Below are 16711 nucleotides of genomic sequence, written 5' to 3' on the forward strand. Positions count from 1 at the left end.
TGCATTTCGTGGAAGGGCGAGAGATGCGGGTTTTTGTAGCTCAGCCACGTCACCAGCCCGAGCGCGACCTGGCCATTCGCCTGATGATAGAGGAACGCGCCGCCATTGGCGTTATTGTCAAGCGGCCAGCCCTGGGTGTGGATCACGCGGCCCGGAACATGATGTTCCGGCGCGATGTCCCACAATTCCTTGATGCCGATGCCGTAAACCTGTGGCTGCGACTCCTTGGCCAGATCGAATTGGCGGATGAGCTGCTTCGACAAATGCCCGCGCACGCCTTCGGCGAAGAAGGTGTATTTGGCGTGGAGTTCCAAGCCCGGCTGGTAATCGCCCTTGTGTGTCCCGTCGCGCGCAACCCCCATGTCGCCGGTCGCGACGCCCTTCACCGAGCCGTCCTCATTGTAGAGGATTTCGGCCGCGGCAAAGCCGGGGAAAATCTCGACACCCAGCGCTTCGGCCTGTTCGGCCAGCCAGCGGCACAAGCTGCCGAGGCTGCCGGTATAGGTGCCGTGGTTGTTCATGAACGACGGCAGCAGAAAGTGCGGCAGCGCGCGCTTGCTTTTCTTGCCGAGAATCCAGTGCTGATTGTCGGTGACTGGTGTTTCGGCCATCGGGCAGCCGGTTGTCTTCCAGTCGGGCAGCAATTCGTCGAGCGCCTTGGGGTCGACCACCGCGCCGGACAAAATATGCGCGCCGACCTCGGAGCCCTTTTCGAGGACGCAGACCGAAATCTCTGCATTCTTCTCGGCGGCCAACTGTTTCAGACGGATCGCCGCCGCCAGCCCGGCTGGTCCCGCGCCGACGATCACGACGTCATAGGGCATCGACTCGCGTTCACTCATCATCGTCTCCTGTCCCCGCGCGCCACATAGTGTGCGTCGTCGCGCCCCAACCACGTTCTGTCCAGAAAGGGCGTGCCCAAAGATTGACCATGCCGTCAACTGCGCAGTCTAAGGAAATGATGGGGCTGGAGCAGAAAATCGATACGGCGATTGGGGCAAGCGCGCTTGATTGGTGGCGCGAAGCCGGGGTCGACGCGCTGATCGACGAAGTCCCGCGCAATTGGCTGGCAACCGAACCGGCGCCAGTTCCGTTACGGCACGCGCCAGCCGCACGTCATGCCGCGCGTCCTGCCGCGCCGGTGGCGCCCGCGCTCAGCTTCCCGGATACGTTGGCGGCGTTCGAAGCGTGGCGGCTGAGCGACGACGCGCCCGAGGCTGCATGGCCCGGCGCGCGGATCGGTGCGCAAGGGTCAGCCGCGTCGGGCTTGATGATCCTGATCGAAATGCCCGAACGCGAAGATAGCCCAGACAAATTGCTCAGCGGCGCGCCCGGCGCGCTGTTCGACCGGATGCTTGCGGCAATCGGTCGCGACCGCGCGAGCATCTATCTGGTCCCAATGGCCGTCGTCCGCCCGATCAGCGGCCGCATCCCCGCCGAAACCGAAGCATCGCTTGCGACGCTGATCCGTGCCCACATCCGCTTGGCGGCCCCTAAAGCCTTGCTGATCATCGGCAATGCGGCGAGTCGTGCGCTCATCGGGACGGATGTCGCTCGCGCGCGCGGCCATTTACATGCCATTAACCACGAGGGGGGAGAAGGAAGCGCGACCGCCGTTGCCAGCTTTCATCCACGCTTTCTGCTCGAACGACCAGCGGCCAAGGCGGAAGCCTGGAAGGACCTGCAATTGCTGATCAGGGGATTATCGTGAAGCTTCTCGCCGGTGCTGCCCTTCTTGCCTTGATACCGAGCGCCGCGCTGGCCAACGAGCCCGGCGACACGGCAACAGTGTTGACCGGCGCCAAAGCGAGTGATGGCGTGCCCGATCAGCTCGATCGTGATCAGCGCACCGCCTATCGCGCGGTGTTCGACAGCATCCGCGCCGCCAAATGGACCGACGCGCGGCTCCAACTCGCGGCGATGAAACCCGGCCCGCTGCACACGATCGCGCTCGCTGAAATCCTCACCGCCAAGGGGTCGCCCAAGGCCGAACTCGCCGACATTCAGAAAATCCTCACCGAAGCGCCCGAGCTGCCCGAAGCCGAAGCGCTTGCCCGGCTGGCCAAGGCGCGCGGCGCCGACGCGCTGCCGCAGCTCCCCTATGTTCAGGCAATGGCATGGCAGGGCGGCGCTCCGGCCCGCAAACGCGCGAAAAGCCTGAAGAGCGATGCTGTTGCTGCCGATCTCGCGCTGCGCATGCAGCCCTTCGTCAAGGAAGATCGCGCTGCCGAGGCGCAGGCGCTGCTTGAAGCGACCGAGGGCTTGAGCCCCGAAGCGCTGACCGAATGGCAGCAGAAGGTGGCGTGGATCTATTATCTCGCCGGCGACGACGTCAATGCCCGCGCCATGGCTGGCAAAGCGTCGGCGGGCACCGGCGACTGGGCCGTGCAGGCCGACTGGACGACCGGGCTGGCCGCGTGGCGCAGCGAAGATTGCGCGGGCGCCGCCGCTGCCTTCGAGCGGGTTTCGACGCGCGCGGCCGATGTCGATATGCGCGCTGCCGGGCTATACTGGGGCGCGCGCGCCGAAATGCGCTGCGGCCACCCCGAACGGATCGACACCAAATTGCGCAGCGCCGCGCAATATGACGAAACCTTCTATGGCATGCTCGCGCGCCAGACACTGGGCATCAAGCTCCCCGCCGACCGCGCCGTCGAAAAGCAGGTGCTCGCCGATTGGCAGGCGCTGCAACGCCGCCCCAATGTCCGCGTCGCCGCAGCGCTGACTGAAGTCGGCGAAGGCGCGCTCGCCGGCGAAGTGCTCAAGCGGCAGGCGCGGATCGGCGATGCGGCTGAATATGCCCCGCTGGTGCGGCTCGCCGGCGCGCTCGATCTGCCGTCAGCGCAAATCTGGCTCGCGCATAATGCACCGACCGGCGCGGCTCCAACGCTCGAAGCCCGCTATCCCGCGCCGAGCTGGACGCCCGACGGCGGTTGGCGCGTCGACAAGGCGCTGGTCTATGCCCACACCCTCCAGGAATCGAACTTCCGCACCGATGTCGTCAGCGCGGCCGGCGCTTATGGCCTGATGCAAATCCGGCCCGCCGCCGCCGCCGACATTGCCCGCGCCAAGGGGCTGCGCGCCGACCGCGCTGCGCTCAGCCGCCCGCAGACCAATATCGAGATCGGCCAGAGCTATCTCGAATTGCTGCGCGATCAGGGCTGCACCGAAGGGCTGCTGCCGAAAGTGATCGCGGCGTACAACGCTGGTCCGGTGCCGGTGCAGGCGTGGAACAGCATTGTGAAGGATGGCGGCGACCCGCTGCTCTACATCGAAAGCATCCCCTATTGGGAAACGCGCGGCTATGTCGTGACGGTGCTGCGCAATTATTGGATCTACGAGCGCGAGGGCGGCAAGACCAGCTCGCCGAGCCGCGCCGCACTCGCGCAAGGGCTGTGGCCCCGCTTCCCGGGCCTCCCCGGCGCCAGCGCGGTCAAGGTCGGCAAGCGCAAGGCCCCGGTCGAGCTCAGCCGTGCCGATTGATCAAAGCGCGACATTTCTGCCCGTCCGCATTGCCGTTCTGACCGTTTCCGACACGCGCACCCTCGCCGATGACCGGTCGGGCGATACGTTGGTCGCGCGGCTGAGCGAAGCAGGCCATGTCCTCGCCGACCGCCGGATCGTGAAGGATAATGTCGACACGATCGTCGCCACGCTCAACGGCTGGATCGACGACCCGCAAGTCGATTGCGTCATCACCACCGGCGGCACGGGTGTCACCGGTCGCGACGTGACGCCCGAGGCAATCGAGCGCGTTCAGGACAAGCCGATCCCCGGCTTTGGCGAGCTCTTCCGCTGGCTCAGCTTCCAGTCGATCGGCACCTCGACCGTCCAGTCGCGCGCCTGCGCCTGTGTCACCCGTGGCACCTATATCTTCGCGCTGCCGGGCTCGACCGGCGCGGTGAAAGACGGATGGGACGGCATCCTGCGCGACCAGCTCGACAGCCGTCACCGGCCCTGCAACTTCGTCGAGCTGATGCCGCGCTTGCTGGAGCGCTGAAGGCTCAGGGTTTGGCCGGTGCGGGTGCGTCTTTGCTATTGCTATCGAAGAATTTCGACGCTTCGCCCAGGATCGTCGACCACCAGCTAATGACATCGGCGAAATTGGCCTTGGTCAGCCCGCCGATCGTCGACACGTCATAGGACAGGATGATCGTGCCGTCGTCGCGTACCGCCATCTGACTGAAGCGGCGGTCGCGATTCCATTTGTTCATCTGAACAACATCGCTCGACGCATTTTTTTCGAACGTGGCGCGAAATTGGAGCGAATCGCAGCGCTTGTGATCGACGCAGCCATAGAAAAGCACGTCGAAATTATAGCCCGACGACGCCGAGCTGATTGCCGGATCACCCTGATTATCGGCATCAACCTTGGCACGATAGCCCTCGGCGGCCAGCGCATCGGCGACGCTTTTGGGATTGGTGGCGCAGACCAGACCCGACGGGCATGCCGTCTTGTCCTCGGCGCGCGCGCTGTATGGGGACGCGATCATCACGACCAACAACAGCATCATTGCAATGAGTCGCATCTTGCCCTTCCCCCGCTAAACCTACGCCATCATGCCTTTTGAAAATGATTTTTCCAGCCCGCACATGGCTCCGGCGCCATTAATTGAGTTCTTGCTTTGTTCTATCAGAACGGCTAGCAAATGTCAATGGCCGAACGATCCCGCCCCGCGCGCGGCGCGACGCTGAATGACGCCAGCCGCCGCTTCAACCTGCCGCAGACCGAAGCCGATGGCGATTGGCTCGATGCCCGCGAAACCATCGACGGCGCCCCACCCCGGCTGCGCACCACGGTCACGATCGAAAAGCCGCGGACGATCATCACGCGCAATCAATCGCCCGACATTCCCTTCGATCGCTCGATCAATCCCTATCGCGGCTGCGAGCATGGCTGCATCTATTGCTTTGCGCGCCCCAGCCACGCCTTTCACGATCTGTCGCCAGGCCTCGATTTCGAGACCAGGCTGTTCGCCAAGCCTGACGCGCCCGATCTGCTCCGCGCCGAGCTGAGCAAGCGCGGTTATGTCTGCGCGCCGATCGCCCTTGGCACCAACACCGACCCCTATCAGCCGATCGAGCGCGAGTGGCGGATCACCCGCGCCTGTCTGGAACTGCTGGCGGCATGCGACCATCCGATCACCATCACCACCAAATCCGACCGCGTGCTGCGCGATCTCGACCTGTTGGCACCGATGGCGGCGAAAGGACTTGCCGCCGTCGCGGTGTCGATCACCTCGCTCGACCCCAAAGTGGCGATGACCGTCGAACCCCGCGCGCCTGCGCCCCACAGGCGATTGGCGGCCGTGAAGGCACTCAGCGACGCGGGCGTTCCGACCTATGTCTCGATCGCCCCCGTCATCCCGGCAATCACCGATCACGAGATCGAACATATCCTCGACCGTGCCGCCGCCGCTGGGGCACGCGGCGCCTTTTTCCTGCCGGTGCGCCTCCCGCACGAAGTCGCGCCGCTGTTCCGCGCCTGGCTTGACGCGCATTTCCCCGATCGCGCGACCAAGGTGATGGGCATTATCCGCGATCTCCGCGGCGGTCGCGACAACGATCCCAATTTCCACACCCGCTTTCGCGGCCAAGGCCCTTGGGCCGAGCTGCTCCGCACCCGCTTCCACATCGCCTGCCGCAAGCACGGCATGAACAAGGAGCGGATGACGGTGCGCACCGACTTGTTCCGCCCGCCCGCCGGGCCGCAGGGCGAGCTGTTTTAGTGGCATAGGCAGAATTGCCGATTCGCAAAGAAACATGACTGGCGGCGGCTTCGGTCGATCCGCTAGCAGCCAGTGATGACGACGCGATTCCTCGTCGCCCTTGCGGCGCTCGCCTGCCCCGTCGCCGCGTCGAGCCAGACCAAGGCAGCAGAGGGCTTCCACCTCTCGGGCAGCATCCGCCTGCGCTACGAAACCATCGCCGACACCGCCCGCATCGGCGTGCCGCGTGCGGAGGACCTGGTGAACCTGCGCACGATCGTCAGCGCGCGCTACACCCACGGCCCGGTCTCGGTCGTCGCCGAACTCCTCGATAGCCGCGCCTATGACGATGCCGCTCCCAGCGCTGTCTCCTCAAACGAAGTCGATCCGCTTGAGCTGTCGCAAGCCTATCTCGGCGTCGACTTTGGCGCCGCGCTCGGCAAGGGCAGCGATTTACGCGTGCAAGGCGGACGGCTGCTGCTCGACATCGGCTCGCGGCGGCTGATCGCAACCCCCAATTACCGCAACACCACCAACGGCTTTACCGGCATACGCGCCGACCTCAGCCTGCCGGGCAAGCGCAGCGCGATCCTGTTCTACGTCCTGCCGCAGCAGCGCCTGCCCGACGACCCGGTCGGGATCACCGCCAACCGCGTGGTGTTCGATCGCGAGGGGTTCGACACGCGGCTGTGGGGCGGATCGTTGCGGCAGGGCGGGGTGCTGGGCGGCGGTGAAATCGAGCTGTCGGGCTATCGCTTCGAAGAACGCGACCGCCCCGACCGCGCCACGCGCGACCGGCGGCTGACGACACTGGGCGTGCGCCTGTTCCGCGCCGCCGCGCCGGGGCGCTTCGACTATGACGGTGAAGTGATGCGCCAAACCGGCGCGACCCGCTCCAGCCTCGCCCCCTCCGCCCCGCTGCGCGCGGTCGAGGCATGGTTCGCCCATGCCGAAGTCGGCTTTCAGTGGAAACGCGGCTGGAAGCCCCATGTTTCCGCCGAGTTCGATTATGCCAGCGGCGACAGCCCCGGCGGCAGTTTTGGGCGGTTCGATACGCTGTTCGGCGCGCGGCGCGCCGATTTTTCGCCCTCGGGGCTCTACAACGCGATCAACCGCGCCAATTTGATCACACCGGGGGTACGGCTGGAAGTCACGCCGTCGAAGCGGCTCGACGCGTTCGTCAGCTACCGCGAGCTTTGGCTTGCCTCAAGCTTCGATGCTTTCGCGACGACCGGCGTGATCGACCCCAGCGGTCGCGCAGGCCGCTACGCCGGACGCCAAGTCGACGCGCGCGTCCGGTGGTGGGCGGTGCCCAAGCGTTTGCAGCTGGAGGCCGATGGCGTGCTGCTCGACAAGGGCAGCTTTTACGACCGGGCGCCGAATAGTCCGGGGACGAGAACGACGGCGCATCTATCGCTCAATGCGACGGCGTTTTTTTAGGGTCGAGGTTTGAATAACGCTTAGCTCCGCTTCGCTTGTGGCGGGCGACGCCAACCCAGGATGTCCTGCTATTGGTTGCTCCGTGCCCCTGACAAGAATGCTTTCGTTCCAGCGCACAGATTGTCGACAAATTGACTGCCGGGTACCAAACGGAACACTCGTGCGCCGGTCGCCTCATCGTGATGCGGCGAAAGGGCCAAGGTGAATCGCCCGCTCCGTTCGAACCAGATGAACCAGACGTCATCGACATGATAAGCCCGAATGAAGCGGGCACTTGGAGCATTCGTGAGGGGCGCATCGGTATTTTCGAAATATTCCCCTGCCTCCGCAAGACCTCGCGCTTGAACAAAAAGTCGATCAAGTTCACGGACCGCTTCTTTCGGCAATTCGGTTTTTCGCCGGATAAGAACTGAGCCCCGTCCCAGCACGCACGCACCAAGGTTGGGCGCTAGCGGGATCGGCCTTGCCGCTGTCGGTGCCGTCGAGGCAAGCGCTTGGACGTTCATCGAAGCAAGCGAGACCGCGAACAGAATCACCGTCGAATTCACTTAAGAATTTCGGGGAAGCTGGTTGATGTTGGCATGCTGGGCATATCGTCCATTTGATTTTGATAATGAGCGACTGATGCGCAAGGTCGGCAGTGCCGTCCTCAGGCCGCGCTCACCAACCTGTAATCGCGATACTTCTCGCGCAGCGCCGTCTTCAGCAACTTGCCCGTGGCGGTGTGCGGCAGTTCGTCCACGAAGAGGATTTCGTCGGGGAGCCACCATTTCGCGACATGCTGCGCCAGATGCGCGTTGATTTCGGCGGGCGTTGGGTCGGCACCGGGCTTCTTCACCACCAGCAGCAGCGGGCGCTCGTCCCACTTCGGGTGATAGACCCCGATCGCCGCCGCCTCCGCCACCCCGGGTGCGCCACAGGCCGCGTTCTCCAGGTCGACCGAGGAAATCCATTCGCCGCCCGATTTGATCACATCCTTGGCCCGGTCAGTAATCTGCATCGTGCCGTCGGGGTGAATCACCGCGACATCGCCGGTATCGAACCAGCCCTCGGCATCGATCGCATCGGCTTCGGCCTTGAAGTAACGCTTGACCACCCATGGCCCGCGAATCTGCAAGCTGCCCGAACTCACCCCGTCGCGCGGCTGGACTGCGCCCGCGTCGTTGAGCACGCGCAGCTCAACCCCGAACGGAATTTGCCCTTGTTTCGACACCAGATCGAGCTTCTCGTCGAGGCTCATCGCGTCCCAACCGAGCGGGCGCGTCCCCGCCGTGCCAATCGGCGAGGTTTCGGTCATGCCCCACAGATGCTTGACCTCGGCGCCCATGCCCATGATCCGCTCGATCATCGCGCGCGGCGCCGCCGATCCGCCGATCGTGACGGCATGCAGATGCTGCGGCGCTTCGCCGGTCGCATCGATATGCTGGAACATCGCGAGCCACACCGTCGGCACACCCGCCGAATGCGTTACCTTCTCCTGATTCATCAACCGGCACAGCACGGCGGGATCATTGACCTGCGCGTAAACAAAGGTCGCCCCCGCCAGCGCGCCCGCAAAGGGCAGCCCCCAGGCGGCGGCATGGAACATTGGCACCACCGGCAGCACGACCGCGAGGCTCGACAGATTGAGCAGCCACGGCGACACGCCCGCCATCGCATGGATCATCGTCGATCGATGCTCGTACAGCACGCCCTTGGGGTTGCCCGTGGTGCCGCTGGTGTAACAGAGCATGCACGGCTCGCGTTCAGGACCCTCGTGCCAGGCATAATCGCCATCCTCGGCGGCAATCAGCGCGTCATACTCCCCGTTGTCGAAGCAGACATAATGCTCGATCGTGGTCCACTCCCCACGCAGCCGGTCGATAATTGACTGAAATTGCTTGTCATAGAACAGCACGCGGTCGTCGGCGTGATTGGCGATATAGATCAGCTGCTCGTCGAACAGCCGCGGGTTGATCGTGTGGATCACCCCGCCCATCCCGATCGCGCCATACCAGGCCGTCAGATGCTTGGCGTGGTTCATCGCCAGCGTCGCGATCCGGTCGCCGGGCTTCATGCCCAGCTTTTCCAGCGCCTGCGCCAGCTTTTTCGCATCACGCGCGATGCCGCCCCAATTGGTCCGCGTCTCGGTGCCATCGGCCCAATAGGTCACGATCTCGCGGCCCGCATGTTCGCGCGCGGCGTGGTCGATCAGCCGCGGCACGCGCAGCTCGAAATCCTGCATCCCGCCCAAGAAGGTCGTATCGCCCAACATCACCAGCATCCTCTTACAGGGCCGGTTTGCCCGGCCTCACCCCACGAGCGCGAGCCGTCGCCCCTCGGCGGGGCGCAGCGTCACATCGCGGATACCTTGCACGCCCTCAATCCGGCTCGCAAGTTCGGCATCGAGCAGGAAGTCGCGCCCGATCACCAGCCACGCCAATCCGCCCTGCGGCAAGGCAGCGCCAAGCACCACTTCGCCGCGCCCGCCGCGCGCGTCGCTTAGCAGCCCGGCCAGCGCAGCCACCGCCTCGGGCGTGTCGACCGCGACTTCGAGCAGCATGCGGGCGCCCATCGCCAGCGTGTCGAAGGTCTGGAGCCGCTTGACCGTGACGCGCGGTGCTTCCTCGCCCTCACGCCGATCGAGTTCGACCTCGGCGAGGCCACAAGCGCCCTTCAGCGCCGCCGCCTCCAGATCGCCCGTCACGCCATCGTCGAAACAGGTCGCGACAAACTGCCCGCTCGCGTCGGACAGAGTCGCCATCATGTAGCGCTTGCCGCGCGCGGACGTGCGCCACTTCGCATCCTCGACCAGCACCGCCATGGTCGCGCGCGCCCGCCCGCCGGTGGGAATGTCGATGTCGCCGAGCCCCGAAAACGCCGTCGCGTGCCGCGCAAGCATCCGGTAGCGATCGACCGGGTGCGCCGAGAAATAAAAGCCAAACGCTTCCTTTTCCTGCGCCATGCGGTCGGCAATGCTCCAGCGCGCCGATTGCGGCAGCTTGATCGTGTCGCCCGACACTTCGGCCTCGCCGAACAGCCCGCCCTGCCCGCTGGTCCGCTGCGCATGCAGGCGCGCGGCGACGGCGAGGATCGTCTCGGCGGTCGCGAAAATCCCGGCACGATTGGGGTCGATCCCATCGAACGCCCCCGCCGCCGCCAGCGTTTCGAGCTGGCGCTTGTTGAGCAGCCGCGGATCAACCCGCGCGGCGAGATCATCGAGCGACGCGAACGGCCCGTTCGCCTCCCGCTCAGCGACCAACTTCTCCATCGCCCCCTCGCCCACCGATTTGAGCGCGGCGAGCGCGTAGCGCACGGCCAACCCATCGGGCGTTTCCTCAACCGCGAATTCGGCATCGCTCGCGTTGATGCAGGGCGGCAGCGCCTTCACCCCCAGCCGCCGCATATCGTCAACGAACACGCCGAGCTTGTCGGTCAAGGTCATGTCGAAGCACATCGACGCCGCGAAGAAATCATGCGGATGATGCGCCTTCAGCCACGCGGTCTGGTACGCGAGCAGCGCATAGGCGGCGGCGTGCGACTTGTTGAAGCCGTATCCCGCGAACTTGTCGATCAAGTCGAACAGCTCATTCGCCTTGGCCGTGCCGATGCCATTGGCTTTCGCGCAGCCCTTCACGAAAATGTCGCGCTGGGCGTCCATCTCCGACTTGATCTTCTTGCCCATCGCGCGCCGCAGCAGATCGGCGCCGCCGAGCGAATAGCCGGCGAGCACCTGCGCCGCCTGCATCACCTGTTCCTGATAGACGAAAATGCCATAGGTTTCGGCGAGAATGCCTTCGAGCAACGGATGCGGATAAGTGATCGGCTCGCTGCCGTTCTTGCGGCGCCCGAAGCTCGGGATATTGTCCATCGGCCCCGGTCGGTAGAGCGAGACGAGCGCGATGATGTCGCCGAAATTCGACGGCCGCACTGCCGACAGCGTGCGCCGCATGCCTTCGGATTCGAGCTGGAACACGCCGACCGTATCGCCGCGCTGGAGCAGCTTATAGACCCCCTCGTCGTCCCACGGCAGCGCGTCGAGATCGATCGTGACGCCGCGCAGGCTGAGCATCTGCACAGCCTTCTTGAGCACCGACAGCGTCTTCAGCCCCAGAAAGTCGAACTTCACGAGGCCCGCGCCCTCGACATATTTCATGTCGAATTGCGTGACCGGCATGTCCGATCGCGGATCGCGGTAGAGCGGCACGAGCTGGTCGAGCGGGCGGTCGCCGATCACCACGCCGGCGGCGTGCGTCGACGAATGGCGCGGCAGCCCTTCGAGCTTCATCGCCAGATCGAGCAGATGCCGCACTTGCGGATCGGCCTTGTACTCGCCCGCCAGTTCGCTGACGCCGTTGAGCGCGCGGTCGAGCGTCCACGGATCGGTCGGGTGGTTGGGGACGAGCTTTGCGAGCCGATCGACCTGACCATAGCTCATCTGAAGCACGCGGCCGGTATCCTTCAGCACCGCGCGTGCCTTCAGCCGCCCGAAAGTGATGATCTGCGCGACGTGATCGCTGCCGTACTTCGCCTGGACGTAGCGGATCACTTCCTCGCGGCGGGTTTCGCAGAAATCGATGTCGAAGTCGGGCATCGACACGCGCTCGGGGTTGAGGAAGCGTTCGAACAGCAGCCCCAGCTTCATCGGATCGAGATCGGTGATCGTCAGCGCCCAGGCCACGACCGACCCCGCGCCTGAACCGCGCCCCGGCCCGACCGGAATGTCCTGCTCTTTCGCCCATTGGATGAAATCGGCGACGATCAGGAAATAGCCGGGGAAGCCCATTTCGATGATGACATCGAGCTCGAATTCGAGCCGGGCACGGTACGGGGCGGTCCAGTCGTCGGTAGCTGGCGCCACCCCTTCCCCGTTAGTTTCGAGCGAAGTCGAGAAACGAATGGCATCGCCTGACGCCTGTGTCTCGACTTCGCTGGACACAAACGGAAGGCTTTGCAGGGTCGAAATCTTCGCCAGCCGTTTCTCCAACCCAACCCGCGCCGACACCCGCAACGCCTCGGCCTCGGCATCCGGATCACCTGCCAAACTCGGCAGGATCGGCTTGCGCTTGGGCGCCGCCACACCGCAGCGCTGCGCGACGACCAAAGTATTGTCGATTGCCTCGGGCAAATCCGCGAACAGCAGCCGCATGTCCTTGGCCGGCTTCATCCACGCATCGGGTGAGCTGCGCGGTCGGTCTTCGCTCGCGAGATAGCTCGAACTGGCAATGCACAGCATCGCGTCATGCGCCTCGCCAAAGCTCGCCTCGGCAAAACAGCACGGGTTGGTCGCAACGATCGGCAGCCCGCGATCATAGGCAATGTCGAGCAGCGCCGGTTCGGCCCGCCCCTCGATTTCGTCGAGGCGACGCGTCAGCTCAACGAACAGCCGGTCAGGGAACAACGCCTGCAACGCGTCGGCATAGGCGAGCGCGCGTTCGGGCTGATCTTCGGCAAACAGCCGCGCCAAGCCCCCCTCGCGCCCCGCGGTCAGCGCAATCAGCCCGTCGGTCTGCCCCTCAAGCGCCGCAAAGGCGACGTGCGGCGCAAGCTCCAACGGTCGCGCCAGATGCGCTTGCGACACCAACGCGCACAAATTCTGATAGCCCGTCTCGTCCTGCGCATAGAGCGCCAGCCAGTCGAGGATCGGCGCCACGCCATCGGGCAAATCGGGCCGCGCCACCCCAAGCATCGCGCCAATGACCGGCTGGACCCCCGCGCCCCGCGCCGCATCCGAAAACGCCATTGCGGCGTAAAGCCCGTTGCGGTCGGTCAGCGCGGCGGCGGGAAAGCCCAGTTCCTGCGCGCGCTTGGCAATCGCCTTGGGCTCGATCGCGCCGTCGAGCATCGTGTAGCTGGAAAAGATGCGCAGGGGCACGAAACCGGAATGGGGCATCGCCCGACTATGGGCACCCTTCCGTGATTCGCCTAGCGCAGTGGCTCAACGTCCTGTGGATATCCGTCCAGCGCAGCTCGGCGGTATCCGCCTCGATGGCGGCGGGGGTCGTCTGCGGACCATAGCGGCGGATCGTCTTGCCGTCGCGGCCGACCAGGAATTTGGTGAAGTTCCACTTGATCCCGCACGACCCCCGCGCCCTTGACCGTGCAATCGGTGATCGCCCCCATGCTTGGCCCCGTCAGTCGTAGCGCGCGAGCAGATAGCGCAAATTCTGACGCACCCCCGGCCATTCGCTCGCGATGATCGAATAGACCACGAGGTCGCGCATCCGTCCATCGGGCGTGACCTGATGATTGCGCAGCACGCCGTCGCGCTTGGCGCCAAGCCGCTCGATCGCGGCTTGGCTCCGCCGATTGAACCAGTCGGTGCGGATTTGCACGACGTTGCAGCCCATCACCTCAAAGGCGTGGGTGAGCAGCAACAGCTTGGCTTCGGTATTCACCCCCGATCGCTGGACCGACTTCGCATAGAAGGTCCCGCCGATTTCCAACCTTTTGTGCCCCGCATGCATCCGCATATAGCGCGTCATGCCGACGAGCTTGCCGTCCGGCGCCTCGGCCGCGAAGGGCATCGCGCGCCCATAGGCCTGTTCCTTCAGCACCGCCGTGACGAAGGTTTCGGGATCGGCAAGCTGCGCAACATTGGCAAAAAACAGCTCGGTCAAATCACCGTCCGCCGCCGCTGCGGCCAAGGCATCGCGATCCCCCAGCACCATCGGCCGCAGCGTTACGTGGCGGCCGACGAGGGTCGGCGGATCGGTCCACGGGTTCAAGGCGCTACCTGACGCGGCACCGAGCGATCAATCGGCGCGCCAATCCGCGCCCGGTCCTTCGACCAGTACAAAGTGTCGACGATCCCTATGACCCCGCTTGCAGGCACCATCTCGACGCCAAGCTGAGATAGTGGGAAGCGGCTGTCCGCAGCAAAATCGCGATTGTCGCCCAATACAAATATCGACCCCGCGGGCACGCGCACCAAAGCGGTATTGTCGCCCTCACTAGCACCCGCATCGAGCACTAAGTGCTCTTGATCTTCGTCGGGCAGCCGTTCTGCCATCATCTGCGTTTTGGTGCCGTCGCTGAGCGTCGGTCCGGGCCCGATCGGGCGTTGCAACGCGGCGGAGCTGTTGATGAATAGAATACCGTCGCGCATCTCGATGGTATCGCCCGCCAAACCGACGGCACGCGCGACTCTGACGCCGTCCGCCACATTGAAAAGAAGAATCATCCCGCGATCAATCTTCTGCGTTGGCAGCGCCAACGGCATGATGCGATCATTAACGTTCAGCGTCGGCAGCATGCTTTCAGACGGGATATAGTAAGGCTTGATCACTCGACCGGCCCGGAACAAGACCACCATGCTGGGCGAGAAGAAGTAGGCCAACCCTCCTACGGCCAGCATCACGGCGGCACAGACCGAAACGGTCACCCATGGCAAACGACGTTGCGTCCGGTTCACACCAACCGCCCCTCGTGCAGCCGCACCACCCGGTCCATCTTCGTCGCCAGCCGCTCGTTATGCGTCGCGATCAGTGCGGAGCTGCCTTGTTCGCGCACCAGCCGCAGCAATTCGTCGAACACCTTGTCGGCGGTGGCCTCATCAAGGTTACCGGTCGGCTCGTCCGCCAGCACCAGCGCGGGCTGGTTGGCGAGCGCGCGCGCGACCGCGACGCGCTGCTGCTCGCCGCCGGAAAGCTGGCTGGGGCGGTGCGTGAGGCGGTGTTCCAGCCCCAGCGCGCTCAGCAACGCCCGCGCCCGCGCCTCGGCCTCGGCGTGGGTCTCGCCGTGGATCAGCAGCGGCAGCACGACATTCTCGGTCGCGTTGAAATCGGGCAGCAAATGGTGGAACTGGTACACAAAGCCCAGATAATCGCGCCGGACCAGCGTGCGCTTATGGCTGTCGAGTTGCGCGGCTTCGACGCCCGCGATCCGGATCGACCCGCCGAAACCGCCTTCGAGCAACCCGACGGCTTGCAGCAGGGTCGACTTGCCCGATCCCGACGGCCCGAGCAGCCCGACGATCTCGCCCGGCTTTACGGTGAGGTCGATCCCGCGCAGGACTTCGATCGTTTCGTCGCCTTGCGTGAAGCTGCGCGTCAGGCCGCTAATCGCCAGCACCGGCGCCACGCCGTCGGACCCGGCAAAGCCGGGGCGGCCGTGCGTCGCTTCGCTCGCATCACTCATAGCGCAACACCTGCACCGGATCGGTATTCGCGGCCCTGAACGCCGGGTAAAGCGTGGCGAGGAACGAGAAGACCAGCGCCATCGCGGCAATCACCACAATCTCGACCGGATTGGGCTTCGATGGCAGTTCGGTCAGAAACCTTATCTGCGGGTCCCACAGATTCTGCCCCGTCACAACCTGCACGAAATCAACGACATTCTGGCGGAAGTAGAGAAACACAAAGCCGAGCGCCAGCCCGGCAAACATCCCCAGCACGCCGATCACCGTTCCCACCGTCATGAAGATCCGCAGCAACCCGCCGCGCGTCGCCCCCATCGTCCGCAGGATCGCAATGTCGCGCGTCTTGGCGCGCACGAGCATGATGAGTGACGACAAGATGTTGAACACCGCCACCAAGATGATGATCGACAGCACGGTGAACATCGCCACACGCTCGACTTCCAACGCTTCAAAAAGCTGCGCATTCATTTCGTGCCAGTCAGAGATCGCGGCGCCGTTCCCGACCTTGGCGGCGAGCGGTGCCAGGATCGGGCGGATGTTGTCGGGATTGGTCGTCTGCAATTCGATCATCCCAACCGTATCGCCTTGCAGCAACAATGTCTGGGCGTCCGACAGCGGCATCAGCACATAGGTTTTGTCGAAATCATAGACACCGATTTCGAAAATCGCGCCCACGGTATAGCTGACGATCCGCGGCACGGTGCCGAACGGGGTGGTCTGCCCCGCCGGGTTGAGCAGCGAAATCTCGCTGCCAACCTGCGCGCCCAACGATTCCGCCAGCCGCGAGCCAATCGCGATCCGGCCCGATCCGGGGGTCAGGCTGGCAAGCGACCCGCTCAAAACCTTGTCGCCGATAGTCTTGTTGGTGCGAATATCCTCGATGCGCATGCCGCGCATCTGCACCGCTTCGACGCGGCCGTTATAGGTCGACATCATCGGCTGTTCGATCAGCGGCGTCGCGCTGGTGATCCCCGGCGTCTTGCGCGCTTCGGCCAGTACCGTACGCCAATCACGCAACTGCCCGCCATAGCCCTGCACCACCGCATGGCCGTTCAGCCCGACGATCTTGTCAAAGAGTTCAGCGCGAAAGCCGTTCATCACGCTCATCACGATGACGAGCGCCGCCACGCCGAGCATCACCGCGGCCAGGCTGATTCCGGCGACCAGAAAGATGAACGCCTCGCCCTTGCCGGGCAGCAGATAGCGCTGGGCAATCATGCGTTCGTATCGCGATAGGAACATGAAAGTCCTTTGTCCGGCCCCCGCCGTTGATGACCGTGCGACCTCTAGGGCCGCGCTGCGGGGCTGGCAACTGGCGGCACGGCTGTTGCCAATACGCCACAGCGCCCTTGCAATCGTGCCGCTAAGGCTTGATTCACCGATGACAAGCGCCGCCGTCCTGCCTAGCAGTCTCCCTACTGAAACGCAGGCAATTGGCCGTGGT

Annotated in this window: 14 protein-coding genes; 5 read left to right on the forward strand and 9 right to left on the reverse strand. The window is 64.6% G+C overall.

Annotated elements, in window-relative coordinates:
• Positions 1-842: NAD(P)/FAD-dependent oxidoreductase (locus K2W81_RS09980; protein ID WP_294103878.1), on the reverse strand; the 842-nt coding region annotated here is incomplete at its 3' end.
• Positions 843-961: 119 nt separating this feature from the next.
• Between K2W81_RS09980 and K2W81_RS09985 the strand changes: the two genes are divergently transcribed.
• The 3 genes from K2W81_RS09985 to moaB are packed head-to-tail and all read left to right on the forward strand — an operon-like array spanning position 962 to position 4000.
• Positions 962-1711 (forward strand): uracil-DNA glycosylase family protein, encoded by a 750-nt coding sequence (locus K2W81_RS09985; RefSeq protein WP_294103880.1) that lies wholly within the window; start codon positions 962-964, stop codon positions 1709-1711.
• Positions 1702-3483 (forward strand): transglycosylase SLT domain-containing protein, encoded by a 1782-nt coding sequence (locus K2W81_RS09990; RefSeq protein WP_294103894.1) that lies wholly within the window; start codon positions 1702-1704, stop codon positions 3481-3483. The genes K2W81_RS09985 and K2W81_RS09990 overlap by 10 nt, the downstream gene beginning before the upstream one ends.
• On the forward strand, positions 3473-4000 hold the full coding sequence (gene moaB, locus K2W81_RS09995) for a molybdenum cofactor biosynthesis protein B (protein ID WP_294103883.1): 528 nt from the start codon (positions 3473-3475) through the stop codon (positions 3998-4000). Before K2W81_RS09990 ends, moaB begins: the two co-directional genes overlap by 11 nt.
• A 4-nt stretch (positions 4001-4004) precedes the next feature.
• On the opposite strand, the gene K2W81_RS10000 is transcribed toward moaB, so the two are convergent.
• A complete protein-coding gene (locus K2W81_RS10000) occupies positions 4005-4529 on the reverse strand; it encodes a YbjN domain-containing protein (protein ID WP_294103884.1) in 525 nt (174 codons plus the stop codon).
• Positions 4530-4655: 126 nt separating this feature from the next.
• On the opposite strand from K2W81_RS10000, the gene K2W81_RS10005 reads away from it, so the two are divergent.
• Both K2W81_RS10005 and K2W81_RS10010 read left to right on the forward strand, forming a co-directional pair.
• Positions 4656-5729, forward strand: a complete 1074-nt coding sequence (locus K2W81_RS10005) for a PA0069 family radical SAM protein (protein ID WP_294103885.1) — start codon at positions 4656-4658, stop codon at positions 5727-5729.
• Positions 5730-5804: 75 nt separating this feature from the next.
• Entirely contained in the window at positions 5805-7148 is a 1344-nt protein-coding gene (locus tag K2W81_RS10010; protein ID WP_294103886.1) for an alginate export family protein, read from the forward strand.
• Positions 7149-7216: 68 nt separating this feature from the next.
• On the opposite strand, the gene K2W81_RS10015 is transcribed toward K2W81_RS10010, so the two are convergent.
• From K2W81_RS10015 to K2W81_RS10045, 7 genes are all read right to left on the reverse strand, one after another.
• On the reverse strand, positions 7217-7696 hold the full coding sequence (locus tag K2W81_RS10015) for a hypothetical protein (protein WP_294103888.1): 480 nt from the start codon (positions 7694-7696) through the stop codon (positions 7217-7219).
• A 101-nt stretch (positions 7697-7797) separates the two neighbouring features.
• Positions 7798-9402: a long-chain fatty acid--CoA ligase gene (locus K2W81_RS10020; protein ID WP_294103889.1), complete on the reverse strand. Its 1605-nt coding sequence runs from the start codon at positions 9400-9402 to the stop codon at positions 7798-7800.
• Between the two features lie 36 nt (positions 9403-9438).
• Positions 9439-13020 (reverse strand): DNA polymerase III subunit alpha, encoded by a 3582-nt coding sequence (gene dnaE, locus K2W81_RS10025; RefSeq protein ID WP_294103890.1) that lies wholly within the window; start codon positions 13018-13020, stop codon positions 9439-9441.
• A gap of 241 nt (positions 13021-13261) precedes the next feature.
• The gene (locus K2W81_RS10030) at positions 13262-13855 is read right to left on the reverse strand and encodes a GNAT family protein (RefSeq protein WP_294103891.1); all 594 of its coding nucleotides are present in this window, start codon (positions 13853-13855) and stop codon (positions 13262-13264) included.
• Positions 13852-14511: a signal peptidase I gene (gene lepB / locus K2W81_RS10035; protein ID WP_294103892.1), complete on the reverse strand. Its 660-nt coding sequence runs from the start codon at positions 14509-14511 to the stop codon at positions 13852-13854. Before lepB ends, K2W81_RS10030 begins: the two co-directional genes overlap by 4 nt.
• Positions 14512-14537: 26 nt before the next feature.
• On the reverse strand, positions 14538-15209 hold the full coding sequence (locus K2W81_RS10040; RefSeq protein ID WP_294103895.1) for an ABC transporter ATP-binding protein: 672 nt from the start codon (positions 15207-15209) through the stop codon (positions 14538-14540).
• 49 nt (positions 15210-15258) lie between these two features.
• Positions 15259-16509, reverse strand: coding sequence for a lipoprotein-releasing ABC transporter permease subunit (locus K2W81_RS10045; protein ID WP_294103893.1), 1251 nt, complete (start codon positions 16507-16509; stop codon positions 15259-15261).
• Positions 16510-16711: the final 202 nt, after the last annotated feature.

It is taken from the genome of Sphingomonas sp., assembly GCF_019749955.1.
Lineage (GTDB): Bacteria > Pseudomonadota > Alphaproteobacteria > Sphingomonadales > Sphingomonadaceae > Sphingomonas.